Annotated in this window: 25 protein-coding genes; 18 read left to right on the top strand and 7 right to left on the bottom strand. The window is 68.1% G+C overall.

Going from position 1 to position 25,080, the window contains the following annotated elements; translation table 11 throughout:
• The first annotated feature begins 30 nt into the window (after positions 1 to 30).
• Complete coding sequence (locus NTM_RS22300; protein WP_163769589.1) at positions 31 to 969, top strand: ATP-grasp domain-containing protein; 939 nt, start codon at positions 31 to 33, stop codon at positions 967 to 969.
• Here NTM_RS22300 and NTM_RS22295 read toward each other — a convergent pair.
• Positions 919 to 1,875: a COX15/CtaA family protein gene (locus NTM_RS22295; RefSeq protein WP_163767923.1), complete on the bottom strand. Its 957-nt coding sequence runs from the start codon at positions 1,873 to 1,875 to the stop codon at positions 919 to 921. The genes NTM_RS22300 and NTM_RS22295 overlap by 51 nt on opposite strands.
• A 20-nt stretch (positions 1,876 to 1,895) precedes the next feature.
• Positions 1,896 to 2,477: a TetR/AcrR family transcriptional regulator gene (locus NTM_RS22290; protein ID WP_163767919.1), complete on the bottom strand. Its 582-nt coding sequence runs from the start codon at positions 2,475 to 2,477 to the stop codon at positions 1,896 to 1,898.
• Positions 2,478 to 2,878: 401 nt separating this feature from the next.
• On the opposite strand from NTM_RS22290, the gene NTM_RS28890 reads away from it, so the two are divergent.
• Positions 2,879 to 3,283 carry a hypothetical protein gene (locus NTM_RS28890; protein ID WP_232079811.1) on the top strand — a complete coding sequence of 135 codons (405 nt, stop codon included), beginning with the start codon at positions 2,879 to 2,881 and terminating at the stop codon, positions 3,281 to 3,283.
• On the opposite strand, the gene NTM_RS22280 is transcribed toward NTM_RS28890, so the two are convergent.
• The 3 genes from NTM_RS22280 to mptB are packed head-to-tail and all read right to left on the bottom strand — an operon-like array spanning position 3,197 to position 6,617.
• Entirely contained in the window at positions 3,197 to 3,970 is a 774-nt protein-coding gene (locus tag NTM_RS22280) for an ABC transporter permease (RefSeq protein WP_104860876.1), read from the bottom strand. The two genes, NTM_RS28890 and NTM_RS22280, sit on opposite strands and share 87 nt — an antisense overlap.
• Complete coding sequence (locus tag NTM_RS22275) at positions 3,967 to 4,905, bottom strand: ABC transporter ATP-binding protein (protein ID WP_163767917.1); 939 nt, start codon at positions 4,903 to 4,905, stop codon at positions 3,967 to 3,969. The genes NTM_RS22280 and NTM_RS22275 overlap by 4 nt, the downstream gene beginning before the upstream one ends.
• Positions 4,902 to 6,617 carry a polyprenol phosphomannose-dependent alpha 1,6 mannosyltransferase MptB gene (gene mptB / locus NTM_RS22270; protein WP_163767913.1) on the bottom strand — a complete coding sequence of 572 codons (1,716 nt, stop codon included), beginning with the start codon at positions 6,615 to 6,617 and terminating at the stop codon, positions 4,902 to 4,904. The genes NTM_RS22275 and mptB overlap by 4 nt, the downstream gene beginning before the upstream one ends.
• Before the next feature lie 111 nt (positions 6,618 to 6,728).
• Here mptB and NTM_RS22265 point away from each other — a divergent pair, with 111 nt between their 5' ends.
• The 11 genes from NTM_RS22265 (at position 6,729) to NTM_RS22215 (ending at position 16,327) form a co-directional block, all read left to right on the top strand.
• Positions 6,729 to 7,469: a helix-turn-helix transcriptional regulator gene (locus tag NTM_RS22265; RefSeq protein ID WP_163767911.1), complete on the top strand. Its 741-nt coding sequence runs from the start codon at positions 6,729 to 6,731 to the stop codon at positions 7,467 to 7,469.
• Positions 7,470 to 7,542: 73 nt separating this feature from the next.
• The gene (sufB, locus tag NTM_RS22260) at positions 7,543 to 8,982 is read left to right on the top strand and encodes a Fe-S cluster assembly protein SufB (protein WP_104860880.1); all 1,440 of its coding nucleotides are present in this window, start codon (positions 7,543 to 7,545) and stop codon (positions 8,980 to 8,982) included.
• Entirely contained in the window at positions 8,983 to 10,179 is a 1,197-nt protein-coding gene (sufD, locus tag NTM_RS22255; RefSeq protein WP_163767908.1) for a Fe-S cluster assembly protein SufD, read from the top strand.
• A 1-nt stretch (position 10,180) separates the two neighbouring features.
• Positions 10,181 to 10,951, top strand: a complete 771-nt coding sequence (gene sufC / locus NTM_RS22250) for a Fe-S cluster assembly ATPase SufC (protein WP_104860882.1) — start codon at positions 10,181 to 10,183, stop codon at positions 10,949 to 10,951.
• A gap of 2 nt (positions 10,952 to 10,953) precedes the next feature.
• Positions 10,954 to 12,207 carry a cysteine desulfurase gene (locus NTM_RS22245; protein ID WP_163767905.1) on the top strand — a complete coding sequence of 418 codons (1,254 nt, stop codon included), beginning with the start codon at positions 10,954 to 10,956 and terminating at the stop codon, positions 12,205 to 12,207.
• Positions 12,204 to 12,665 carry a Fe-S cluster assembly sulfur transfer protein SufU gene (gene sufU, locus NTM_RS22240; RefSeq protein ID WP_163767902.1) on the top strand — a complete coding sequence of 154 codons (462 nt, stop codon included), beginning with the start codon at positions 12,204 to 12,206 and terminating at the stop codon, positions 12,663 to 12,665. The genes NTM_RS22245 and sufU overlap by 4 nt, the downstream gene beginning before the upstream one ends.
• A gap of 1 nt (position 12,666) precedes the next feature.
• Positions 12,667 to 13,014 carry a metal-sulfur cluster assembly factor gene (locus NTM_RS22235; protein WP_104860885.1) on the top strand — a complete coding sequence of 116 codons (348 nt, stop codon included), beginning with the start codon at positions 12,667 to 12,669 and terminating at the stop codon, positions 13,012 to 13,014.
• Between the two features lie 79 nt (positions 13,015 to 13,093).
• Positions 13,094 to 13,456 carry a thioredoxin gene (gene trxA / locus NTM_RS22230; RefSeq protein WP_104860886.1) on the top strand — a complete coding sequence of 121 codons (363 nt, stop codon included), beginning with the start codon at positions 13,094 to 13,096 and terminating at the stop codon, positions 13,454 to 13,456.
• Between the two features lie 28 nt (positions 13,457 to 13,484).
• Complete coding sequence (locus NTM_RS22225) at positions 13,485 to 14,300, top strand: enoyl-CoA hydratase (RefSeq protein ID WP_163767899.1); 816 nt, start codon at positions 13,485 to 13,487, stop codon at positions 14,298 to 14,300.
• A 118-nt stretch (positions 14,301 to 14,418) separates the two neighbouring features.
• Entirely contained in the window at positions 14,419 to 16,047 is a 1,629-nt protein-coding gene (locus NTM_RS22220; protein ID WP_163767895.1) for an ABC-F family ATP-binding cassette domain-containing protein, read from the top strand.
• A gap of 85 nt (positions 16,048 to 16,132) precedes the next feature.
• Positions 16,133 to 16,327 carry a helix-turn-helix domain-containing protein gene (locus NTM_RS22215; protein ID WP_104860889.1) on the top strand — a complete coding sequence of 65 codons (195 nt, stop codon included), beginning with the start codon at positions 16,133 to 16,135 and terminating at the stop codon, positions 16,325 to 16,327.
• Between the two features lie 13 nt (positions 16,328 to 16,340).
• Here the strand turns inward: NTM_RS22215 and NTM_RS22210 are convergent, their stop codons facing one another.
• Both NTM_RS22210 and NTM_RS22205 read right to left on the bottom strand, forming a co-directional pair.
• Entirely contained in the window at positions 16,341 to 16,904 is a 564-nt protein-coding gene (locus NTM_RS22210) for a TetR/AcrR family transcriptional regulator (protein WP_083143364.1), read from the bottom strand.
• 10 nt (positions 16,905 to 16,914) lie between these two features.
• A complete protein-coding gene (locus NTM_RS22205; protein ID WP_163767892.1) occupies positions 16,915 to 19,731 on the bottom strand; it encodes an aconitate hydratase in 2,817 nt (938 codons plus the stop codon).
• A gap of 162 nt (positions 19,732 to 19,893) precedes the next feature.
• Between NTM_RS22205 and NTM_RS22200 the strand changes: the two genes are divergently transcribed.
• From NTM_RS22200 to NTM_RS22180, 5 genes are all read left to right on the top strand, one after another.
• Positions 19,894 to 20,487 carry an Rv1476 family membrane protein gene (locus NTM_RS22200; protein ID WP_163767889.1) on the top strand — a complete coding sequence of 198 codons (594 nt, stop codon included), beginning with the start codon at positions 19,894 to 19,896 and terminating at the stop codon, positions 20,485 to 20,487.
• Positions 20,488 to 20,705: 218 nt separating this feature from the next.
• Positions 20,706 to 22,121, top strand: coding sequence for an NlpC/P60 family peptidoglycan endopeptidase RipA (gene ripA, locus NTM_RS22195; protein ID WP_163767885.1), 1,416 nt, complete (start codon positions 20,706 to 20,708; stop codon positions 22,119 to 22,121).
• Positions 22,121 to 22,807 carry an NlpC/P60 family peptidoglycan endopeptidase RipB gene (ripB, locus tag NTM_RS22190; RefSeq protein ID WP_163769588.1) on the top strand — a complete coding sequence of 229 codons (687 nt, stop codon included), beginning with the start codon at positions 22,121 to 22,123 and terminating at the stop codon, positions 22,805 to 22,807. The genes ripA and ripB overlap by 1 nt, the downstream gene beginning before the upstream one ends.
• A 143-nt stretch (positions 22,808 to 22,950) precedes the next feature.
• Positions 22,951 to 24,093 (top strand): chaperone MoxR1, encoded by a 1,143-nt coding sequence (gene moxR1, locus NTM_RS22185; protein ID WP_163767882.1) that lies wholly within the window; start codon positions 22,951 to 22,953, stop codon positions 24,091 to 24,093.
• Between the two features lie 40 nt (positions 24,094 to 24,133).
• Positions 24,134 to 25,042, top strand: a complete 909-nt coding sequence (locus NTM_RS22180; protein WP_104861491.1) for a DUF58 domain-containing protein — start codon at positions 24,134 to 24,136, stop codon at positions 25,040 to 25,042.
• Positions 25,043 to 25,080 lie beyond the last annotated feature (38 nt).

Below are 25,080 nucleotides of genomic sequence, written 5' to 3'. Positions count from 1 at the left end.
ATCATGCCCGTCACTAGAATCGGCCGTCTGATGAAACTCGCCCGCCCCGACATCTTCCATCCCCGCATCGTGCTGGCCGCGTGCTCTGCGCTGCCCGACGGTGACGGTGACGACGCCGGACTGGTCGAGGCGTTGCGCGACCGCGGTCTGCACGCGCGCTGGCTGGCCTGGGACGACCCGGAATCCCTGAACGCCGACCTGGTGATCCTGCGCGCGACGTGGGATTACACCGACCGGCTCGACGAGTTCCTGGGCTGGGCGCGCGACGTTGCGCATCTGCTGAATCCGCCCGACGTGGTCGCCTGGAACACCGACAAGCGCTACCTGGCGGATCTGGCCGCGGCTGGTGTGCCGGTGGTGCCGACCTCGTTCTTCACGCCGGGGGAGCGGATACACATCCCCGACGGTGAGGTTGTGGTCAAGCCCTCGGTGGGGGCGGGGTCGGTGGGCGCATTGCGGTTCCGCGACGCTGCGCAGGCGCGGGCACACGCCGAGGCGCTGCTGGCGGATGGCCGCACCGCGATGGTGCAGCCCTACGACGCCCGCGTCGCCGACGGCGAGACGGCGCTGGTGTTCGTCGGTGGGGAGCAGTCCCATGCGTTCACCAAGGGCCCGATGCTGCCTCCGCCCGGACAGGCCCCGGAGTTCGACGAGTCGGGCACCTTCGCCGAGGAACGGCTGCAGCCCGCCGATCCGGACGTCGCGCTGTGGGAGCTCGGGCACGCCGCGCTGGCCGCGGCGGCCGCGCGGACCGGGGTGCCGGCGTCTCAGCTCCTGTACGGCCGCGTCGACATCATCGGCGGGCCCGACGATCCACGGCTGCTCGAACTCGAGCTCGTCGAACCGTCACTGGGCTGGCGGCAGCTCGACGACGGCGACAGGGCCCGGCGGCAGCGCCGCTTCGCGCTCGAAGTGGAGTCAGCGTTGGAGCGGTTCGGGCTCGGCCCGTTCGCGCAACGACGCCCATAGCGCCGCCGTCGCCGCGGTGCAGGCCGCCGCGCCGGCGACGTGCAGCGCGACCAGCACTTCGGGGACGCCGGTGAAGAACTGCACCGCGCCGAGCGCGCCCTGGGCGGCGACCAGCACCACCACCACGACGAGCCGCTTCATCACGTCCCGGTCGGCGTGTACCGCCCACAGGCCGAAGCCCAGCCCCACGAGCAGGGCCAGATAGGCCACCAGCAGCGACGAGTGCATGTGCACCAGCGTGGTGATCTCGACCTGCAGCCGCGGCACCGGGCGCTCCAGGCTCTTGTCGCCGGCGTGCGGGCCCGCGCCGGTCACCATGGTGCCGGTCACCAGCACGGCGGCCAGCGTGATCCCGGACAGCACGGTCAACAGCCGCAACGGTTTCGGGGCGAGCTCGGTGACCACGCCGTCGTCGAGTTCGCCGATCTTGACGAACAGCAGCACGGCCAGCCACACCATCGCCATCGACACCAACAGGTGGATGGCCACCGTCCACCACAGCAGGCCGGTGAGCACGGTGATGCCGCCGATGATCGCCTGCGCGACCGTCGACGCCGGCATCAGCCAGGCGTAAATCAGCACTTCTCGGCGGCGCCGCGCCCGGGTCACCGCGATGACGGCGGCGGCCGCGGTGAGCACCACGAGGAACGTCAGCATCCGGTTGCCGAACTCGACGGCCTGGTGGATGCCGGCCACCTCGGGGTGGGGCACCGGCGTGAAACTGCCGGGGAAGCATTGCGGCCACGTCGGGCAGCCGAGCCCCGAGGCCGTGACACGAACGATGGCCCCGGTGACGGCGATACCGCCCTGGGTCAGGATCACGGCCGCGGCGACGATGCGCTGCACGCGGAGGCTCGGCTCGGGGAGCAGGTCGACGAGCCGCAGGAAAAGTCGTCCGACGGGCACGCTCCGATGGTAGAGGCTCGTTAACTACGACTCGTAGTAGGGGCCGTGACGGGGATGAGCACCTCGTCGACGAGCTGGGTCACCAGCTCGTCGTCGATCGGGTCGCCGGTGATCAGCAGCCGGTGCCACAGCACGCTCTGGCCCAGCTCGCGGACCAGCTCGACGGGTGCGTCGGCGCGCACCTCACCGCGCTCGATGCCACGCCGGATCAGCGCACTCATCTCGTCCTTGCGCATCCCGAGCACATCGGCGCGAAACGTGGCCTCCAGCTCGGGGTCCGTCATCACGGCGGTGATCACCGAGCGCATCAGCGGTCCGGAGCCGCCGGTGAACAGCTGTGCCCACGCCCGCAGCACCTCGAGCAGGTCGCCGCGCAACGATCCGGTGTCCGGCTGGGGGAACGACGTCGACGCGACCGTGAGCAGGGTGTCGCGCAGCAGCGCGCGCCGGTCCGGCCAGCGCCGGTACAGCACCGGCTTGCTGGTCCTGGCCGCCGCGGCAACCGCGTCCATCGTCACCGCCTCCGGACCGTGCTCGGCGAGCAGCTCCAGGACCGCCGCCTGGATCGCAGAGTCCAGCTCCGCGCCGCGTCGTCGCACCATCCGAACCTCCTTCGTCGCGCTGAACGCACGGTGCACTCGGCGGCGCCACAAAGAAACGCTTGCGTATCTTATGGCAACGATCTACATTAAGAAACGGAATCGTATCTTAGGAGGAATCATGGCACGTCCGGTTCTGTATCCGCTGCGTTCTGTCGACACCGCCGCGGTGCGCTACGTCCGGTGCCCTCGCGGCCGGCGTCGCATCACCATCGACCACCGGCCGTTGGCCGGGGTCACGCCGACGATGCTGCTGGACTGGTTCACCCATCTGGGCGGCACGATGCGCTACGGCGAACAGATCGTCGACCGCTACCACGCCTGGCACCCCCATCGACCACATCCGCTGGGAGCTGGCCCGCCCGGCGTCGGGAGGCGGTGTCGCCGAGGGTGCGCGGTTCCACATGGTCGAGGCGCTCGGGGCGCGCCCGGAGTTCACCGTCGACGAGGTCGCCCGGGTCGAGAAGCTCGACGACACCGGCATCCGACTGGTGCTGCGCATCGCGGGCATCCCGGTGTTCCAGCTGGAGCACACCTGGTCGGCGGGGGCCGACGGCGCGCACTACGTGACGGTGATGGACCTCGGCGTGCGGTCGCGGTTGCTGTGGCCGATCAACCGGATGCTGCAGCGGCGCTTCTCCGACGAGAAGGCCCGCGCATGGGTCAAGCACAACATCGAGGAGGTCGGCCAGCTGGAGTACCTGCTGCCGACGCTGCACCCGTCAGGTGAACCGGAACCAGCGGCGTGCCGCCAGCGCGGCCACCGCGCCCCAGACGGCGAGCACCGCGAGGCCGAACCAGTCCACTGACAGCGTCATCGCCTGTGACAGCGCCTCGGTCAGCGCCCCGGACGGCGTGAGTCGTGCGACCCACTGCAGTGCTTGCGGGACCAGACCGCCCTCCAGTGTCAGCGCGCCGAGGCCGGCGAAGACGAACCAGAGCAGGTTTGCGACGGCCAGCACGATCTCGGCGCGCAGCGTGCCGCCGAGCAACAGGCCGAGCGCGGCGAACACCGCCGTGCCGAGCGCGATGATCAGCCCGCCGAGGAGCAGCCCCGCCGCGGCCGGACGCCACCCGAGCGCAAACCCGATGGCGCCGAACAGGATCGCCTGGAGGAACACGACGGTCACCACCGCCAGTGACTTGCCGGCGATGATGCCCCACACCGGAAGCGCGGTGGCGCCGAGGCGCTTCAGCGCGCCGTAGCGCCGGTCGAACGCGACCGCGATGGCCTGTCCGGTGAACGCGGTGGAGATCACGGCGAGCGCCATGATCGCGGGCACGAAGGTCGCCGCCCGGTTGGGGCCGAAGTCGCCGAACGGAAGCAGCGTCAACCCGACCAGCAGTGTGATCGGGATGAACATGGTCAGCAGCAGCTGCTCGCCGTTGCGCAGCAGCAGCCGCAGCTCGAGGCCGAACTGGGCCCGCAGCATGCGGGCCACCGGCGCCGGGCGCGGATCGGGGGTGAACGTTCCTGGGGTGAACCGGTTGGTCATCTGCGGAGCTCCCGGCCGGTCAGATCGAGGAAGACGTCTTCGAGGCTGCGCTGCTCGACCCGCATGTCGGTGGCCAGCACATCCAGTCGCGCGCACCACGCCGTGACGGTGGCCAGCACCTGGGGGTCGATGTGTCCCTCGACCAGATACTCGCCGGGGCCGGATTCCGTGGCCCGGTACCCCTCCGGCAGCGCCGCGACGAGCAGCGACAGGTCGAGCATCTTCGGGGCGCGGAACCGCAGCTGGTTCTCGGCGCCGTTGCGCATCAGCTCGTCCGGTGTGCCGGTGGCGACCGGGGAGCCGTGGTCGATGATCAGGATGCGGTCGGCCAGCTCCTCGGCCTCGGCGAGCTGGTGGGTGGTCAGCACGACGGTCACCCCGTCGCGACGCAGCGCGTCGATCAGCTCCCACACCACGATCCGGGCGTGCGCGTCCATGCCGGCGGTCGGTTCGTCGAGGAACACCAGTTCGGGCCGGCCGACCACCGCACACGCCAGCGCGAGCCGCTGCTGCTGGCCGCCGGACAGCCGCCGGTAGGGCGTCCGGGCCGCATCGGTCAGGCCCAGGGTGTCGAGCAGCCACTGCGGATCGAGCGGGTCGGCGGAGTACGCGGCGACGAGGTCCAGCATCTCCCCGGCGCGGGCGGCGGGATAGGCGCCCCCGCCCTGCAGCATCACCCCGGTGCGGGCGCGCACCGCGGCGTTGTCGGCGACCGGATCGAGGCCCAGGATGCGGACCGTCCCGGCATCGGGCTTGATGAAGCCCTCACACATCTCCACGGTCGTCGTCTTACCCGCGCCGTTGGGTCCCAGCAGGGCGAACACCTCGGCGGTGCGGACCTCCAGGTCGAGTTCGGACACCGCGGTGGTCGCTCCGTACCGTTTGCTGACCCCGCGCAGCGACACGGGCGGGGCACCGGTGGGTACGGAGGTCACGGGGACTCAGCGTAGGCGTCGGTCTTGGCGGCCGGTGGGCCCGGGGTTTCCTCCCCGTCCGGCCCGGGCGAAGGTTCGGGGTCTGATTCGGCCTCTGATTCGGGCAGGGGACGCCACGGCAGGTAGCGATAGGTCAGCGCGATCATCAGCACCAGGATCAGGAAGCTGGCGATGGTCGCCAACGCGATCTGGAACAACGCGAATCTGTCGCCGTTGGCGGTCGGGCCGAAGATGCCGACCACCAGGGTCACCACGATCGCCGCGATCCGGAACCGCGGCAGCGTGGCCCACGCGGCGAGCGGAATGATCGCCCAGAGCACGTACCAGGGCTGGACGACGGGGAAAAGCAGCAGGGTCGCGCCGAGTGCGACGCCGAGACCGCCGACCGGGTGCAACCGGCCACGCAACACCGCGAACAGCAGCCACAGCACGATCACCGCGATCAGGCTGACACCCATCGCACGGGTCAGCGCGAGTACCGCCGTGGTGTGATCGCCCAGGCCCAGCAGGATGCCGACCTGGCCGGTGCCCAGCGCCAGCAGTGTCGGCGGGGACATCCAACTGCGCACCACGTTCGCGGTGCCCAGGGTGAAAAGCCAGCCGAACCCCAGGCCGCTGGCCCACCCGATCAGCGCCATCACCGCCAGCGCGACCGCGCCCAGGGATCCACTGGCGAGTACGAACGCCTTGACAGTGCCGCCCCAGCGGTGCGCCAGCGCCATCGCGACGAAGCCGAGGGCGAGCAACGACGGCAGCTTCACCTGCGACGACAGCGTGATCAGCACGGTGCCGGCGAGCAGCATCGCCAGCGGATACCACCGGGACCACTGCGCGCGGCCGTGCGGCCACGCCAGCGGGCGGGGCAGCAGCCGGCCGGCGGCGTCGACCCCGCGCAGCGCGAACTCGGTGCCCGCCAGCATCAGGCCGAGCATCAGGGCCTCGTTGTGGATCCCGGCCACCAGATGCATGAACAGCAGCGGGTTGGCCGCGCCGAGCCACAGTGCGCTGACCTCCGCGACACCGCACCTGCGGGCCAGTCGCGGCGTGGCCCACACGATCATCCCGACCCCGATCAGCACGACGAGCCGGTGGAACAGCACCGCCTCGACGATGTTCTCGCCGGTCAGGCGCGAGATGCCGCGTCCGATCCATAAGAACAGCGGCCCGTACGGGGCCGGGGTCTCGCGCCACATACTGGGCACCGACAGGGTGAAGACGTGGTCGAGGCCCAGGCCGGGCGCCGGGCCCACCTCGTACGGGTCGTTGCCCTGCAGGGAGATCTCGCTCTGCGCCAGATAGGAGTAGACGTCCTTGCTGTACATCGGAGGTGCGATCAGCAGCGGCACCGTCCACAGCAGCAGGGTGCGATCGAGCTGGCTGCGAGTCATCCGGCGCTTGCCCAACGCGAAACGGCCGAGCATCAGCCAAGCCAGTGCCATCATCACCGCGCCGGTGGTCGTCATCGTCAGCGACACCGTGGCGATCCGCGACGGCAGGTTCAGCAGTCGGACGCCGAACGTCGGGTCCTGCACGACGGGACGCGCGCCCGCACCCAGTGCGCCGATCGCCATCAGCACGGTGCCGGTCGCGCCGAACAGCCGGGTCCGGCGCATCGCGACCAGCTCGGCGTCGTTCAGCGGCGTGCCGACGGTGCGCTCGTCGCCGTGCCAGCCGGCTATCGACTCGCTGAGGGAGTGTTGGCGAACTGCCACCCCGGCAGCGTAACCGCCGTCTATTCCCGGCTGGCGCCGGTGATCGCCGGTGGGCGGTGTGAGAATCCCGACGCAGGGCTAAGGGTGCCCTTGGTGGATTCGATCCGGTAATTGCGTCACACTGGTGTTGTGAAATTCCGTTCGCAGAGCTCGGAGGCGCCCTCAGGGGCGTCGACGCATGCTGGCGACGGCGACACCTTGGGACGCACCCGCAACGCGATCGTGCGGTTGCTCCTGGAGTCCGGTCCCATCACGGCCAGCCAGATCGGCGAGCAGCTCGGTCTCTCGGCTGCTGGCGTGCGCAGGCATCTCGACGCGTTGATCGAAGCGGGCGAAGCCCAGGCCAACGCCGCCGCGTCCTGGCAGCAGGAAGGTCGCGGCAGGCCCGCCAAGCGCTACCAGCTGACCGCGGCGGGCCGGGCGAAACTGGAACACACCTACGACGATCTCGCCTCGGCCGCGATGCGGCAACTGCGCGAGATCGGCGGGGACGACGCGATCCGGACGTTCGCGCGCCAGCGCATCGACGCGATCCTCGAAGATGTCCGGCCGGTCGACGGTCCTGCCACCGGCGACGAGATCGAGGCCGCCGCCGACCGCATCGCCCATGCGCTGACCGATGCCGGCTATGCGACGACGACGACCCGGGTGCGGGGTCCGATGCCCGGCGTCCAGATCTGTCAGCATCACTGCCCGGTCTCGCACGTCGCCGAGCAGTTTCCCGAGCTGTGTGAGGCCGAGCAGGAGGCGATGGCCGAGGTGCTCGGAACTCACGTGCAGCGGCTGGCGACGATCGTCAACGGAGACTGTGCATGTACCACTCACGTCCCGCTCGTACCGGCGCAACGGTAGCGACGGTGCGGGCGAATCCTTCGGCGCACAGCCCGCGCCGAAGCCACCTCACAAGCAAAAGGAGTGTGTCGCAATGACACTCACACCGGAGGTCAAGCCGGAGGCGCTGACCCAGGAGGAGACCATCGCCTCCCTGGGGAAGTACGGCTACGGCTGGGCTGACTCGGACGTCGCAGGGGCAAGCGCGCAACGGGGGCTGTCCGAAGCCGTGGTCCGCGACATCTCGGCGAAGAAGAGCGAGCCCGAGTGGATGCTCGACATCCGCTTGAAGGCGCTGCGCACCTTCGACAAGAAACCGATGCCGAACTGGGGCTCGAACCTCGACGGCATCGACTTCGACAACATCAAGTACTTCGTGCGGTCCAGCGAGAAGCAGGCCGCCACGTGGGACGACCTGCCCGCCGACATCAAGAACACCTACGACAAGCTGGGCATCCCGGAGGCGGAGAAGCAGCGGCTGGTCTCCGGTGTCGCCGCGCAGTACGAGTCCGAGGTCGTGTACCACTCGATCCGCGAGGACCTCGAGGCCCAGGGCGTCATCTTCCTCGACACCGACACCGCGCTCAAAGAGCACCCGGAGCTGTTCAAGGAGTACTTCGGCACGGTGATCCCGGCCGGCGACAACAAGTTCTCCGCGCTGAACACCGCCGTATGGTCCGGTGGCTCGTTCATCTACGTCCCCAAGGGTGTGCACGTCGACATCCCGCTGCAGGCCTACTTCCGGATCAACACCGAGAACATGGGCCAGTTCGAGCGGACGCTGATCATCGTCGACGAGGACGCCTACGTGCACTACGTCGAGGGCTGTACCGCGCCGATCTACAAGAGCGACTCGTTGCACAGCGCCGTCGTCGAGATCATCGTCAAGCCGGGCGGGCGGTGCCGCTACACGACCATCCAGAACTGGTCGAACAACGTCTACAACCTGGTCACCAAGCGGGCCCGCGCCGAAGCCGGCGCGACGATGGAATGGGTCGACGGCAACATCGGCTCCAAGGTCACGATGAAGTACCCGGCCGTGTGGATGACGGGTGAGCACGCCAAGGGTGAGGTGCTCTCGGTGGCGTTCGCCGGCGAGGGCCAGCATCAGGACACCGGCGCCAAGATGCTGCACCTGGCGCCCAACACGTCGAGCAACATCGTGTCGAAGTCGGTGGCCCGCGGTGGGGGTCGCGCGTCCTACCGTGGCCTGGTCCAGGTCAACAAGGGCGCTCACGGCTCGCGCTCGTCGGTGAAATGCGATGCGCTGCTGGTCGACACGGTCAGCCGTTCGGACACCTACCCGTACGTGGACATCCGCGAGGACGACGTCACGATGGGCCATGAGGCCACGGTGTCCAAGGTCAGCGAGGACCAGATGTTCTATCTGATGAGCCGCGGCCTGACCGAGGACGAGGCGATGGCGATGGTCGTGCGCGGCTTCGTCGAACCGATCGCCAAGGAACTCCCGATGGAATACGCACTCGAGCTCAACCGGCTGATCGAGCTGCAGATGGAAGGTGCGGTCGGTTAAGTGAGCAATCTGACTGAGGCGGTCGAGGGTTCTGCCCTGGCCGCCGTCAACAAGGGCGAGCTGTTCTCGTCGTTCGACGTGAACGCGTTCGAGGTACCCGGCGGCCGTGACGAGATCTGGCGGTTCACCCCGCTCAAGCGGCTGCGTGGCCTGCACGACGGGTCGGCCGGGTCGAACGGCAACCCGACCGGCACCGCCGCGGTCACCGTCACCGAACGTCCGGGCGTCACCGTCGAGACCGTCGCCCGCGGCGACGAGCGGCTCGGCCAGGCCGGCGTGCCGTCCGACCGCGTTGCGGCCCAGGCATTTTCGTCGTTCGAGTCGGCCACGATCGTGACCGTCGCGCGCGACACCGAGGTCGCCGAACCGATCGAGATCGTCGTCAACGGGCCCGGTGCGGACTTGGTCGCCTACGGGCACCTGCAGATCCGCGTCGAGGATCTGTCTCGCGCCATCGTGGTCGTCGACCTGCGTGGCAGCGGGGTGTACGCCGACAACGTCGAGATCATCGTCGGCGACTCAGCCGGACTCGGGGTCATCTGGATCGCCGACTGGGCCGACGACACCGTGCACGTCAGTTCGCACCACGCCAAGCTGGGCAAGGACGCAACGCTGGGGCACGTCAACGTCACCCTCGGCGGCGACGTCGTGCGGACGACCGCCACGGTGCGCTACACCGCCCCCGGCGGCGAGGCCAAGATGCTCGGCACGTATTTCGCCGATGCCGGTCAGCACTTCGAGTCGCGGCTGCTCGTCGACCACTCGCAGCCCAACTGCAAGTCCGACGTGCTGTACAAGGGTGCGCTGCAGGGCGATCCGGAATCCCGCAAGCCCGATGCGCACACCGTGTGGGTCGGCGACGTGCTGATCCGCGCCGAGGCCACCGGTACCGACACCTTCGAGGTGAACCGCAACCTGGTGCTCACCGACGGCGCCCGCGCCGATTCGGTGCCGAACCTGGAGATCGAGACCGGCGAGATCGTCGGCGCCGGGCACGCCAGCGCGACCGGGCGTTTCGACGACGAGCAGTTGTTCTATCTGCGCGCCCGCGGCATCCCCGAGGACCAGGCCCGCCGCCTGGTGGTGCGCGGCTTCTTCAACGAGATCATCGCGAAGATCGCCGTGCCCGCCGTGCGCGAACGCCTGACCGAAGCCATCGAAAAAGAACTGCAAATCACCGAAGCGAGTGCGAACTGACATGACCACACTGGAAATCAAAGACCTGCATGCGTCGGTCTTCACGCCCGAAGGCGAAGAAGTCCCGATCCTCAAGGGCGTCAACCTGACCGTGAAGTCGGGCGAGACCCATGCGGTGATGGGCCCCAACGGCTCCGGAAAGTCCACGCTGTCCTACGCGATCGCCGGACATCCCAAGTACACCGTCACGTCCGGTTCGATCACGCTCGACGGCCAGGACGTGCTGGAGATGAGCATCGACGAACGAGCGCGCGCAGGGCTCTTCCTGGCGATGCAGTACCCCGTCGAGGTGCCGGGGGTGTCGATGTCGAACTTCCTGCGCACCGCGGTGACCGCCGTCCGCGGCGAGGCGCCGAAGCTGCGGCACTGGGTCAAAGAGGTCAAGGCCGCGATGGGCGACCTCGACATCGACCCGTCGTTCGGCGAACGCAGCGTCAACGAAGGCTTTTCCGGTGGTGAGAAGAAGCGCCACGAGATCCTGCAGCTCGGCCTGCTCAAGCCGAAGATCGCGATCCTCGACGAGACCGACTCCGGCCTGGACGTCGACGCGCTGCGCGTCGTCAGCGAAGGGGTGAACCGCTACAAAGAGGCCGAGAACGGCGGCGTCCTGCTGATCACGCACTACACCCGCATCCTGCGCTACATCCAGCCGCAGTTCGTGCACGTGTTCGTCGGCGGCCGCATCATCGAGTCGGGCGGGCCCGAGCTGGCCGACGAGCTCGAAGAGAACGGCTACGAGCGCTTCACCCAGGCAGCAGCCGCGGGAGCCTGACGGTGACGGCCGCGAAGACGCTGGATCCGGCGGTGCTGGAGAAGGTCAGGGCGGATTTCCCGATCCTGAGCCGGGTGATGCGGGGCGGAAACCAGCTGGCCTACCTCGATTCCGGGGCGACCTCGCAGAAGCCGCTCGCGGTGCTCGACGCCGAACGCGACTTCCTGCTGAACTCCAACGGGGCCGTCCACCGCGGCGCGCACCAGCTGATGGAGGAGGCCACCGACGCCTACGAGCAGGGCCGTGAGGACATCGCGGCGTTCGTCGGCGCCGACTCCGACGAGCTGGTGTTCACCAAGAATGCCACCGAGGCGATCAATCTGATCGCGTATGCGTTGGGCGACAAGCGGTTCGAGAACGCGGTCGGACCCGGCGACGTCATCGTCACCACCGAGCTCGAGCATCACGCGAACCTGGTGCCCTGGCAGGAGCTGGCGCTGCGCACCGGTGCGACGCTGAAGTGGTACGGGGTCACCTCTGAAGGCCGTATCGACCTGGACTCGCTCCAGCTCGACGAGAACGTCAAGGTCGTTGCGTTCAGCCATCATTCGAACGTGACCGGCGCCGTTGCGCCCGTCGAGGAGCTAGTGGCGCGGGCAAAGGCGGTCGGCGCGCTGGTGGTGCTCGACGCGTGCCAGTCGGTGCCACACCAGCCGGTCGACTTTCACGCCCTCGACGTCGACTTCGCCGCGTTCTCCGGGCACAAGATGCTCGGCCCCACCGGGATCGGCGTGCTCTACGGGCGCCGCGAGCTGTTGAACGCGTTGCCTCCGTTTCTCACCGGCGGCTCGATGATCGAGACCGTCACGATGGAGGCGACGACGTTCGCGCCGGCTCCGCAGCGGTTCGAGGCGGGGACGCCGATGACCTCGCAGGTGGTCGGATTGGCCGCTGCCGCACGCTATCTCGACGCACTCGGGATGCCCGCGGTCCAGGAGCACGAGCGGGACTTGGTGGCGGCCGCGCTGGCCGGGCTGTCCGAGATCCCCGGGGTGCGGATCATCGGCCCGACGACGATGGAGAACCGCGGTTCGCCGGTGTCGTTCGTCCTCGACGGAGTGCACGCCCACGATGTCGGGCAGGTGCTCGACGACGACGGCGTCGCGGTCCGGGTCGGCCACCACTGCGCGTGGCCGCTGCACCGCCGGTTCGGCATCGCCGCGACCGCACGCGCGTCGTTCGCGGTCTACAACACCCTCGACGAGGTGGACCGGCTGGTGGCCGGGGTCAAGCGGGCGGTGGAGTTCTTCGGGTGAGGCTCGAGCAGATCTATCAGGAAGTGATCCTGGATCACTACAAGCACCCGCATCATCGCGGTCTGCGGGAACCGTTCGCCGCCGAGGTGCACCATGTGAACCCGACATGCGGTGACGAGGTCACGCTTCGGGTCGCGCTGTCCGAGGACGGGGAGACGGTCACCGACATCTCCTACGACGGACAGGGCTGTTCGATCAGCCAGGCTTCGACGTCAGTGCTGACCGATCAGGTGATCGGCCAAACCGTCGGGGATGCGCTCAAGACGGTGGCGGCGTTCTCGGAGATGGTGTCCTCGCGCGGCAAGGTCGACGGCGACGAGGATGTGATCGGCGACGGCATCGCGTTCGCCGGGGTGGCGAAGTACCCGGCGCGGGTGAAGTGCGCGTTGCTGGGATGGACAGCTTTCAAAGCAGCGCTGTCGGAGGCCCACGGGCCCGAGAATTCCGAGGAGAACTGAGATGAGCGATACGGCCCTTCCGAACGATGAACTCCTGGCCGATGTCGAGGAGGCGATGCGTGACGTCGTCGATCCCGAACTCGGGATCAACGTCGTCGACCTCGGGCTGGTCTACGACATCAACCTGGAGAAGGGCGAGACGGGCCAGATCGCCCTGATCGACATGACGCTGACGTCGGCGGCGTGCCCGCTGACCGACGTGATCGAGGACCAGTCCCGTACCGCGCTGGTCGGCGCAGGCCTGGTCGACGAGCTCAGGATCAACTGGGTGTGGAACCCGCCGTGGGGCCCGGACAAGATCACCGACGACGGCCGCGAGCAGTTGCGGGCGCTCGGCTTCACGGTCTAGGTGCGACCGGGTCTGCTCGCCCCCGCCTAGGCTCGTAGTCGACCGGAACATCCCAGCCAGAAGAAACGTTGAGGATCACGTGGCTACCCGAGACATCACCGCAGCAGAGTTCAACGACACCATCAACGACAACGACATCGTTCTGGTGGATTTCTGGGCGTCGTGGTGCGGGCCGTGCAAGGCGTTCGCCCCGACCTTCGCCGCATCGTCGGAGAAGCACCCCGACGTCGTCTACGTGAAGGTCGACACCGAGGCCGAGCAGCAGCTGGCCGCGGCTGCGGACATCCGCTCGATCCCGACGCTGATGGCGTTCAAGAAGGGCAAGCTGGTGTTCAACCAGGCCGGCGCCCTGCCGCCGGCAGCGCTCGAGGACCTCGTCCAGCAGGTCAAGGACTTCGACATCGACGCCGCGATCGCCGCGCAGGAGGACGGTCAGTCCTGACCGTGCGCGGACGCGCTACCGTGCATCCGTGACCAACGGTTTCGTCCTCGTCGACCGTCCGCGGCCCCACGTCGCCCTCGTGACGTTGAACCGGCCTGACCGGATGAACTCGATGGCGTTCGACGTGATGGTGCCGCTGAAGGCGGTCATCGACGAGCTCACGTACGACAACGACATCCGCGCGGTGGTGTTGACCGGCGCCGGGGCCGGGTTCTCCTCCGGTGCCGATCACAAGTCCGCGGGGTCGGTGCCGCACGTCGACGGCTTGACGCGGCCCGGTTTCGGGCTGCGGTCGATGGAGGTGCTCGACGACGTCATCCTGGCGCTGCGCAAGATGCACCAGCCGGTGATCGCCGCCGTCAACGGTGCTGCCATCGGCGGCGGTCTGTGCCTGGCCCTGGCCGCTGACATCCGGGTCGCGTCGAGCGCGGCGTACTTCCGGGCGGCGGGCATCAACAACGGGCTGACGGCCAGCGAGCTGGGGTTGAGCTACCTGCTGCCGCGCGCCATCGGATCGTCGCGAGCCTTCGAGATCATGCTGACCGGTCGCGACGTCGACGCGGAGGAGGCCGAACGAATCGGCCTGGTGTCACGCTGCGTTCCCGGCGACGAACTGCTGGACACCGCGTACTCGATCGCCGAGCGCATCGCCGGGTTCTCGCGGCCGGGCACCGAGCTGACCAAACGCACGCTGTGGAGCGGCCTGGACGCCGGTTCGCTGGAGGCGCACATGCAGGCCGAGGGCCTCGGACAGCTCTACATCCGGCTGCTGACGAGCAACTTCGAGGAAGCGGTGGCCGCCCGCAAAGAGAAGCGCGCCCCCGTCTTCACCGACGACAAGTAGCCGTCCGCGGTTAATCGATTGGCCTCAGACCAGGGGCAACAACTAACCTGGGAGTAGCCCGACCCGGTTTGGCCGCGGCTCGGCCCTTCCCATACCCCTCTTTTTCAGGAGCATCAGCGTGATCACCGCAACGGACCTCGAGGTCCGCGCTGGAGCGCGCACACTGCTCTCGATCGAGGGCTCCGCCCTGCGCGTGCAGCCCGGCGACCGGATCGGCCTCGTCGGACGCAACGGCGCGGGTAAGACGACGACCATGCGGATCCTGGCGGGGGAGGGCGAACCGTACGCGGGCACCGTCACCCGCACCGGCGAGATCGGTTACCTGCCACAGGATCCCAAAGAGGGCGACCTCGACATGCTGGCCCGTGACCGGGTGCTGTCGGCACGCGGACTCGACACCTTGCTCGCCGACCTGGAGAAGCAGCAGGCGCTGATGGCCGAGGTCGCCGACGACGCGGCCCGGGACAAGGCGGTACGTCGCTACGGCCAGTTGGAGGAGCGGTTCGCCGCGCTCGGCGGCTACGCCGCCGAAAGCGAGGCGGGCCGCATCTGCGCCAGTCTCGGGCTGCCCGACCGGGTGCTGACCCAGCCGCTGCGCACGCTCTCGGGCGGACAGCGTCGGCGGGTGGAGCTCGCCCGCATCCTTTTCGCAGCCTCAGATGCCGGATCCGGATCGGCGACGACGCTGCTGCTCGACGAGCCGACCAACCACCTCGACGCCGACTCGATCACCTGGCTACGGTCCTTCCTGCAGAACCACAGCGGGGGACTGGTCGTAATCAGCCACGACGTCGACCTGCTCGCCGACGTGGTGAACCGGGTGTGGTTCCTCGACGCCGTGCGTGGCGAAGCCGACGTGTACAACATGGGCTGGCAGAAGTATCTCGACGCCCGCGCCACCGACGAGCAGCGTCGCCGCCGCGAACGCGCCAACGCCGAGAAGAAGGCCGCCGCGCTGCGCACCCAGGCCGCCAAGATGGGCGCCAAAGCCACCAAAGCCGTTGCGGCGCAGAACATGCTCAAACGCGCGGAGCGGATGCTGGCCTCCCTCGACGACGAGCGCGTGGCCGACAAGGTCGCCCGGATCAAGTTCCCGACGCCGGCGCCGTGCGGTAAAACCCCGCTGATCGCCAAGGGCCTCACCAAGACCTACGGGTCCCTGGAGATCTTCACCGGTCTCGACCTGGCGATCGACCGCGGGTCGCGCGTCGTGGTGCTCGGCCTCAACGGCGCGGGCAAGACCACGCTGCTGCGGCTGCTCGCCGGGGTGGAGAAGCCGGACGCGGGTGGACTGGAACCGGGGTACGGGCTCAAGATCGGCTATTTCGCCCAGGAGCACGACACCCTCGACAACATGGCCACGGTGTGGGAGAACATTCGCCACGCCGCGCCGGACACCGGTGAGCAGGACCTTCGCGGTCTGCTCGGCGCGTTCATGTTCTCCGGTCCGCAGCTCGAGCAGCCGGCGGGCACGCTCTCCGGCGGTGAGAAGACCCGGCTCGCGCTGGCAGGCCTGGTCGCATCGACGGCCAACGTGCTGCTGCTCGACGAGCCGACCAACAACCTGGATCCGGCCTCGCGTGAGCAGGTGCTCGACGCGCTGCGCAGCTACGCCGGCGCGGTGGTGCTGGTGACGCACGACCCGGGTGCGGCCGAGGCGCTCGACCCGCAGCGGGTGCTGCTGCTGCCCGACGGCACCGAGGACTTCTGGTCCGACGACTATCGCGACCTGATCGAACTGGCCTGACATCTTGTTCCCCGGCGGTGTCAACCACGCGCGCGGCGGGTAATCGGACGTCACATCCGAGCACACCAGCCGGGAGGCGCCGAAGATGAAAAACGATGGCAAGTCCAGGGAGCAGTTGATGACCGAGCTGCGCAGCGCATACGAACGCGGCGCGAGCATCCGCACGCTGGTGGCGTCGACCGGGCATTCCTACGGATCGATCCATACGATGCTGCGCGAGGCCGGCGCGACGATGCGAAGCCGCGGCGGCCCCAATCACCGGGGGCGCCGCACCGCGTAGTGAACTTGCGGCCTCAGGGCTGCCGGACCGACGCCTCCACCAGGTCGAGGACCGCGCTGAGCCTCTCCGGATCGTCGCCGGAGGCCAGGCGGGCAACCAGACCGTCGAGAACCAATTCCAGGTAGGTCCGCAACACGTCGCCGTCGACGTCGTCACGCAGCCGCCCGGCCTGCTTCTGGCGGCGCAGCCGTTCCTTGGTCGCCGCCGACAATTCCGCCGACCGCTCCGCCCAGCCCTGGCTGAACGCGGGGTCGTTGCGCAACTTGCGGGCGATCTCCAAACGTGTGGCGAGCCAATCGAATTGGTCCGGTGCGGCGAGCATGTCCCGCATCACCTGGATCAGACCCTCACGCGCGGCGACATCGGCCATCTTCTCGGCGTCCTCGCGGGCGAGTTCGAAGAACAGCGTGTCCTTGTCGCGGAAGTGATGAAAGATCGCGCCGCGCGACAGCCCGATGGTTTCCTCGAGCCGCCGCACGGTCGCGCTTTCATACCCGTACTGTGCGAAACACCGGCGGGCGCCGTCGAGGATCTGGCGACGGCGCGCCGCCAGATGATCGTCGGTCACCCGGGGCATGTCTGAAGGTCTACGACTTCAGCATGTTGCGCAGCACGTACTGCAGGATGCCGCCGTTGCGGTAGTAGTCCGCCTCGCCGGGGGTGTCGATCCGCACCACCGCGTCGAACTCGACCTTCGACCCATCTTCTTTGGTGGCGGTGACCTTGACGGTCTTCGGCGTCTTGCCGTTGTTCAGCTCCGTGATGCCTTCGATGTCGAAGGTCTCGGTGCCGTCCAGCTTCAACGACGCCGCGGACTCACCCTGCGGGAACTGCAGCGGGATGACGCCCATACCGATCAGGTTGGACCGGTGGATGCGCTCGAAGGACTCGGTGATGACGGCCTTGACGCCCAGCAGCGCGGTGCCCTTGGCCGCCCAGTCACGCGACGAGCCGGAGCCGTACTCCTTGCCGCCGAGGACCACCAGCGGGATGCCGGCCTTCTTGTAGTTCTCCGACGCGTCGTAGATGAACGCCTGCGGCGCGCCATCCTGGGTGAAGTCGCGGGTGTAGCCACCCGAGACGTCGTCGAGCAGCTGATTGCGCAACCGGATGTTGGCGAACGTGCCGCGGATCATCACCTCGTGGTTGCCGCGCCGCGACCCCAGCGAGTTGAAATCCTTGGGCTCGACGCCGTTCTCCTCCAGGTACTGCGCCGCGGGCGTGCCCTTCTTGATGCTGCCGGCGGGCGAGATGTGGTCGGTGGTCACCGAATCACCCAACAGCGCAAGCACTCTGGCGCCCTTGATGTCATCGACGGGCTCCGGATCGGCGGGCATGCCCTCGAAGTACGGTGCCTTGCGGACATAGGTCGAGTCCTCGGCCCACTCGAAGGTGTTGCCTTCCGGCGTCGGCAGCGAACGCCAGCGCTCGTCGCCCTTGAACACATCGGCGTAGGAGTCGGAGAACATCTCCCGGTTGATCGACGACGCGATCGTCTCCTCGATCTCCTGGGCCGACGGCCAGATGTCTTTGAGATAGACGTCGTTGCCGTCGTTGTCCTGACCGAGGGGGTCCGATTCGAAGTCGAAGTCCATCGTGCCGGCCAGGCCGTACGCGATCACCAGCGGCGGGGACGCCAGGTAGTTCATCTTCACGTCGGGGGAGATGCGTCCCTCGAAGTTGCGGTTACCCGAGAGCACCGCGGCCACCGACAGATCGTTGTCGTTGATCGCCGCCGAGATCTCGTCGGGCAACGGGCCGGTGTTACCGATGCAGGTGGTGCACCCGTAGCCACCCAGGTAGTACCCGAGCTTCTCCAGGTACGGCCACAGCCCGGCCTTGTTGTAGTAGTCGGTGACGACCTGCGAACCCGGGGCCATGTTGGTCTTCACCCAGGGCTTGGTCGAAAGGCCCTTCTCGACGGCCTTCTTGGCCAGCAGCGCCGCACCGATCATCACCGACGGGTTGGACGTGTTGGTGCACGACGTGATGCCGGCGACGACGACCGCGCCGTGGTCGAGCACGAACTCGCCGCGCTCCTCGGAGCGCACCGTGATTGGCTTGGACGGGCGGCCCTCGGAGCCGTTGGCCGCGGACGGCCGGGCGTCGACCGCGCCGTCGTCGGCGAACGACAGCGATACCGAGTCGCTGGCCGGGAACGACTCCTCGACGGCCTCGTCGAGCTTGGTCTCCGGCGCCGGGTGGTTCTCCTCGACGTAGTTGTGGATGTCCTTGCGGAACGCGTTCTTGGCGTCCGACAGCTCGATGCGGTCCTGCGGACGCTTCGGCCCGGAGATCGACGGGACGACGGTCGACAGGTCCAGCTCGAGGTACTCGGAGAACACCGGCTCCTTGTCCGGGTCGTGCCACATGCCCTGCTCCTTGGCGTACGCCTCGACCAGCGCGAGCTGCTCGTCGCTGCGCCCGGTCAGTCGCAGGTAGTTGATGGTCTCCTCGTCGATCGGGAACATCGCTGCGGTGGAACCGAATTCGGGGCTCATGTTGCCCAGGGTGGCGCGGTTGGCCAGCGGCACCTCGGCCACGCCCTTGCCGTAGAACTCGACGAACTTGCCGACCACCCCGTGCTTGCGGAGCATGTCGGTGACCGTCAGCACGACGTCGGTGGCGGTGACGCCGGGCTTGATCTCACCGGTGAGCTTGAAGCCGACGACGCGGGGGATCAGCATCGAGACGGGCTGACCGAGCATCGCGGCCTCGGCCTCGATGCCGCCGACGCCCCAGCCGAGCACGCCGAGGCCGTTCTCCATCGTGGTGTGGCTGTCGGTGCCCACACAGGTGTCCGGGTAGGCCACGCCGTCACGGGTCATCACCACGCGGGCCAGGTACTCGATGTTGACCTGGTGCACGATGCCGGTGCCCGGCGGGACGACCTTGAAGTCGTCGAAAGCTCCCTGGCCCCAACGCAGGAACTGGTAGCGCTCGCCGTTGCGCTCGTACTCCAGCTCGACGTTGCGCTCGAACGCGTCGGCGCGGCCGAAGACGTCCAGGATCACCGAGTGGTCGATGACCATCTCGGCGGGCGAGAGCGGATTGACCTTGTTCGGATCGCCGCCGAGGGTCTCTACGGCCTCGCGCATGGTGGCGAGGTCGACGATGCACGGCACTCCGGTGAAGTCCTGCATCAGCACACGGGCGGGGGTGAACTGGATCTCGATGCTCGGCTCGGCCTCGGCGTCCCAGTTCGCTATCGCCTCGATGTGCTCCTTGGTGATGTTGGCGCCGTCTTCGGTGCGCAGGAGGTTCTCCGCGAGCACCTTGAGGCTGTAGGGAAGTTTCTCGGTTCCGGGGACCGCGTCGAGGCGGTAGATCTCGTAGCTGTTGTCTCCGACCTTCAGCGTGTCCTTCGCCCCGAACGAGTTCAGGGATGAATTCTTGCTGCTCACATCAACTCCCGGATTTAGTTCTCGCCGCGACGGGCTGTGTCGACGGCGTTGGATACCTTAACAGTACGCTTGTCCTGTAAATGATCCCAGGGTGGTCTCAGTCTGGTCTGTGTTCGGGCGTGCTGCCATGGGAACCGCATACCCATCGCGTACCTTGCTGATGTGTCCGGACTGACCTTCGTCCCGTATCTGCCGACCTACATCCCGCCGGAACTGTGCCAGTCGGTCGGGGTTCCGACCGAGCCCGGCCGGCCGACGCCGGATGCCTGCATGGACATCGTGCGCGAGAACATCGCCGAGACCGGGGTCAGCGTGCCCGTCGGCACCGACCCCGAGGTCGCCGCGGCGCTGGAGCGCGTCGTCCAGGATGCCGAGGGCAAGGGCATCGACCTCAAGATCGTCGTGATCGGCACCAATCCGCCGACCCATACGCCGCTGCGCGATGTCGCCACCGAGGTCGGGGAAGCCAATCCGGGATCGACCGTGCTGGCGATCAGCCCGTCGTTCGCCGGGACCTACAGCGCCGAGTTCGACCGGGTCACGCTGGAGGCGGGCGAGGACGTCGCCAAGACCGGCGACCCGGTGGTGTCGTCGCAGAATTTCGTGTCCGAGTTGACGACCTCGCACTTTGCGTGGACGCCATTCTCGATTGTGCTGATAATCGCCGTTGTTTTGGCCGTTGCCGGAACCCGCATTCTGCAGAATTGGGGCAACCGGAACGCACCCTCTGAACCTGCTGTGAGCAGCGCAAACTGATCGGTATCTGTGCGCGGCGCAAATACAAAGATCACCATTTGATAACGCAGATCGCAATTACATTGTTGTAATTTGTGACTAAAGTTTCTTTAGCGTCAGATGTGACGTACGGTGCAATCGGTGCCTGTTGTTGCGGCTGTTCCGTATGTGACTCCTGTGCTCAGGCCCCGGCAATGTGCCGACACCTTCCGTGTGGAGCCTGAGGAGACCTGAGTCGTATGAGACGCACCCCTGGCGGCGCCTCCGCTTCGCGGCTGTGCGCCGCGTCCCTGGCCTTCGGCATGGTGATCACGGTGCCCAACCTGGCCCCGCATCTGGCCATGGCCCAGCCGGCCCAGTCCGACGTCGCCCAGTTGGTCACCGACGTCGCGAACGTCAACCAGCTGCTGCAGGATCTCGGCGCGCAGATCCAGCAGCAGCAGGAGAGTGTGAACAAGGCGATCCTCGACGTGCAGACCGCCCGCGAGAATGCTGCCGCCGCGCAGCTCGAGGTCGATGCCAGCGCGCAGCGGGTCAAGGACGCCAACGCCGCGATCGCCGCCGCGCAGGGTCGGTTCGACAAGTTCGCCGCCGCGATGTACGTCCGCGGGCCGTCGAGTTCGTATCTGACGGCTTCGGATCCGTCCGACATCCTGCATACCGCCGCGACCGGCAACGCGCTGTCGATCAGCTCGCAGAAGGTGATGGCAGATCTGCAGCGAGCCCGCACCGAGCAGGTCAACCGCGAGTCCGCGGCCCGGCTGGCCAAACAGACGGCCGACGAGGCCGTCGTCGCCGCCGAGACCAGCCAGCAGGACGCGGTCAATGCGCTGACGCACGCCCAGGAGACGTTCAAGGCCCAGCAGGTCGAACTGGACCGGCTGGCCGCGCAGCGCAAGCAGGCGCAGGAGAAGCTGCAGCAGGCCAGAACCCTGGCCGCGCCGAGCGCGAACAAGACCGCCGCACCGTCGGGTGGCGCCGGATCCGCCGGACCGGCGGCTGCCGGTGAGAATCCCAGTTGGGACGTCGACCCCGCTACCGGGAACCGCGAGACCGCCTGGGACATGACACTGCCGCAGATCCCGAGCGCGTTCGTCAGTGGCGATCCGATCCAGATCATCAACGCGGTCCTCAAGATCATCACCACCTCGGTCGAGATCACCCAGAACTTGGGCCGCAAGTTCCTGCAGAGCATCGGGCTACTGCCCACCCCGACCGGCATCACCAACGGCGCGATCCCGACGCTGTACGGCAGGCAGGCCACCGAATACGTGATCAAGCGAGGTATGTCGCAGATGGGTGTGCCGTACTCGTGGGGCGGCGGCAATGCGGCCGGACCGAGCCGCGGCATCGACTCCGGCGCCGGCACAGTCGGTTTCGACTGCTCGGGCCTGATGCTCTACATGTTCGCCGGCGTCGGCATCAAGCTCGACCACTACTCCGGCTCGCAGTACAACGCCGGACGCAAGGTCCCGTCGTCGCAGATGCGCCGCGGCGACATGATCTTCTACGGCCCCAACGCCAGCCAGCACGTCGCGATGTACCTCGGCGACGGCCAGATGCTGGAGGCCCCCTACACCGGCTCGGTCGTGAAGATCTCGCCGGTGCGCACCAGCGGTATGACCCCGTACGTGACCCGAATGATCGAGTGGTGATCCTCCTGCGTCGTTTCGTCATCGCCCTGGCCACCGCCGCCGCCCTGCTGGCGGGGACGGTCTCGCCGGCAAGTGCCCAACCCGGAGGCGGAGCGTGGGATCCGCTGCTGCCGATGCGGCCCAGCGCGGGCGCGCCCGGGGATGCGCTCGCCATCGCGAACGCGTCGCTCGCGGTGACCGCGCAAGCCACGCAGGCGACCATGAGCATGGGGCGCAAGTTCTTGCAGAGCCTCGGCCTGGTGGCACCCGACGCACCCAGCGTCGCTCCGGGCAGCGTGCGCGGGTCGGCGGCCGTCGAACACGTCATCAAACGGGGCGCCGCTCGCCTCGGCACGCCGTACTCATGGGGTGGCGGCAAACCCACCGGTCCGAGCACCGGCGTCGAGCGAGGCGCCAACATCGTCGGATTCGACTGCTCCGGATTCACGCAGTATGCGTTCGCCGGTGTGGGTGTGCTGATCCCGAAGTACTCCGGCGATCAGTTCAACACCGGCCGACGGGTGCCGATCCAGCAGGCCAAGCGCGGTGATCTCCTCTTCTGGGGGCCTGGCGGCAGCCAGCACGTCGCGATCTATCTCGGCAACGGCCAGATGCTGGAGTCCGGCGGCACCGCCGACAAGGTCGTCGTCAGCAAGGTCCGGATGGCGGGCCTGCAGCCGACCGTGCAACGCATCATCGAATCCTGAGCGGCACCTGAGCTGAACCTGAGCAGGGCCGGGCGACGTCGACGGATCCCGAAGCGCCTGGAATAGTTGACTCCGGGTGCGCGGCCCTGACCGGTCGGCGCCGAGATCGAGCTGGCATTACGGCGCATGTGGAAGGAATATTGATGACCTCACCGAGTGGACCGCAGGGCGCAGGAGGATATCCCGGACAGGCCCCCGCACCGGGCTACTCCGCGGGTGCACACGCCGCGCCGCAAGCGCAGTCCAACGGCGGTCTGCAGAACGAGGTGCACACTCTCGAGCGCGCGATCTTCGAAGTCAAGCGCATCATCGTCGGCCAGGACCAGCTCGTCGAGCGGATGCTCGTCGGTCTGCTCGCCAAGGGCCACGTGCTGCTCGAAGGTGTGCCCGGCGTGGCCAAGACGCTGGCCGTCGAGACGTTCGCCAAGGTCGTGGGCGGCTCCTTCGCCCGCATCCAGTTCACCCCCGACCTGGTGCCCACCGACATCGTCGGTACCCGCATCTACCGGCAGGGCAAGGAGGAGTTCGACATCGAACTCGGCCCCGTGGTGGTGAACTTCCTACTCGCCGACGAGATCAACCGCGCTCCGGCAAAGGTGCAGTCGGCGCTGCTGGAGGTCATGGCCGAGCGCAAGATCTCCATCGGTGGCAAGACCTTCCCGCTGCCCACCCCGTTCCTGGTGATGGCGACCCAGAACCCGATCGAGCAGGAGGGTGTGTACCAGCTGCCCGAAGCCCAGCGGGACCGCTTCCTGTTCAAGCTCAACGTCGACTACCCGTCGCCCGAGGAAGAGCGCGAGATCATCTACCGGATGGGCGTCAAGCCGCCGGAACCCAAGCAGATCCTCAACACCGGCGACCTGCTGCGGCTGCAGGACGTCGCCGCGAACAACTTCGTGCACCACGCCCTCGTCGACTACGTGGTGCGCATCGTGACCGCGACGCGCGAACCGGAGAAGTTCGGGATGCCCGACGCCAAAGCCTGGATCGCCTACGGTGCCTCCCCGCGTGCATCGCTCGGCATCATCGCCGCGTCGCGCGCGCTGGCTCTGGTCCGCGGCCGCGACTACGTGATCCCGCAGGACGTCGTCGAGGTCATCCCCGATGTGCTCCGGCACCGGCTCGTGCTGACCTACGACGCGCTGGCCGATGAGATCTCCTCCGAAACCGTGATCAACCGGATCCTGCAGACGGTCGCCCTGCCCCAGGTGAACGCGATTCCGCAGCAAGGACATTCGGTGCCGCCCGTAGTCCCGGCCGCCGCGGCTGCGGCGGGCGGTCGCTGACCTGGTGGCCCGCACAACTCGCTCGGTGGATCTTCCATCGATGAAGCGGGGGGAGATCCGCGACCCCGCGCTGTCGGCGGCCCTGCGCAAGCTCGAGCTGACGGTGCGCCGCAAGCTCGACGGCGTGCTGCACGGCGACCACCTCGGTCTGCTTCCCGGGCCGGGTTCGGAGCCGGGGGAGTCCCGCATCTACCAGCCCGGCGACGATGTCCGGCGGATGGACTGGTCGGTCACCGCGCGCACCACCCACCCGCACGTGCGGCAGATGATCGCCGACCGCGAGCTGGAGACCTGGCTGGTGGTCGACGTGTCGGCCAGCCTGGACTTCGGCACCACCGGCTGTGAGAAGCGGGACCTGGCCGTGGCGGCGGCCGCGTCGATCGCGTTCCTCAACAGCGGCGGCGGCAACCGTATCGGCGCGATCGTGGCCAACGGCGACACGGTGCGACGCGTCCCCGCCCTGTCCGGACGCATGCACGAGCAGGAATTGCTGCGCACCATCGCCACCATGCCCAAGGCGCCGCCGGGGGTGCGGGGTGACCTCGCCGCCGCGATCGACTCGCTGCGCAGGCCGGAACGGCGCCGCGGCATGGCGGTGATCATCAGCGACTTCCTCGGACCGATCAACTGGATGCGCCCGCTGCGGGCCATCTCGGCGCGACACGAGGTCCTCGGCATCGAGATCATCGACCCGCGCGACGTCGAACTTCCGCCCGTCGGCGACGTGGTGCTGCAGGACACCGAGACGGGACGCACCCGCGAGTTCAAGATCGACGAGCAGTTGCGGGCCGATTTCGAGAGGGCCGCCGCCGCGCATCGCGCCGACGTGGCCCGCACCTTCCGCCGCTGTGACGCGCCGCTGCTGACGCTGCGCACCGACGGGGACTGGATCGCCGATGTGGTGCGGTTCGTGGCCAACCGACGCCGGGGCGCCCTGGCCGCGCGATGAGCGCACCGCCGATGACCGTAAACGACGAAATGACAACT

Origin of the sequence: Mycolicibacterium parafortuitum (assembly GCF_010725485.1) — a bacterium.
GTDB lineage: Bacteria > Actinomycetota > Actinomycetes > Mycobacteriales > Mycobacteriaceae > Mycobacterium.
Note: the sequence above shows the minus strand (reverse complement) of the source record. Positions and strands in the feature narration are given on the sequence as shown.

Coding starts and splice junctions, on each gene's coding strand:
- NTM_RS22280 (WP_104860876.1), bottom strand. CDS start 3,970: ATGACCAACCGGTTCACCCCAGGAACGTTCACCCCCGATCCGCGCCCG.
- NTM_RS22235 (WP_104860885.1), top strand. CDS start 12,667: ATGAGCGATACGGCCCTTCCGAACGATGAACTCCTGGCCGATGTCGAG.
- NTM_RS22290 (WP_163767919.1), bottom strand. CDS start 2,477: ATGGTGCGACGACGCGGCGCGGAGCTGGACTCTGCGATCCAGGCGGCG.
- sufC (WP_104860882.1), top strand. CDS start 10,181: ATGACCACACTGGAAATCAAAGACCTGCATGCGTCGGTCTTCACGCCC.
- moxR1 (WP_163767882.1), top strand. CDS start 22,951: ATGACCTCACCGAGTGGACCGCAGGGCGCAGGAGGATATCCCGGACAG.
- ripA (WP_163767885.1), top strand. CDS start 20,706: ATGAGACGCACCCCTGGCGGCGCCTCCGCTTCGCGGCTGTGCGCCGCG.
- NTM_RS28890 (WP_232079811.1), top strand. CDS start 2,879: ATGGTCGAGGCGCTCGGGGCGCGCCCGGAGTTCACCGTCGACGAGGTC.
- sufB (WP_104860880.1), top strand. CDS start 7,543: ATGACACTCACACCGGAGGTCAAGCCGGAGGCGCTGACCCAGGAGGAG.
- NTM_RS22300 (WP_163769589.1), top strand. CDS start 31: ATGAAACTCGCCCGCCCCGACATCTTCCATCCCCGCATCGTGCTGGCC.
- NTM_RS22180 (WP_104861491.1), top strand. CDS start 24,134: ATGAAGCGGGGGGAGATCCGCGACCCCGCGCTGTCGGCGGCCCTGCGC.
- NTM_RS22210 (WP_083143364.1), bottom strand. CDS start 16,904: ATGCCCCGGGTGACCGACGATCATCTGGCGGCGCGCCGTCGCCAGATC.
- NTM_RS22215 (WP_104860889.1), top strand. CDS start 16,133: ATGAAAAACGATGGCAAGTCCAGGGAGCAGTTGATGACCGAGCTGCGC.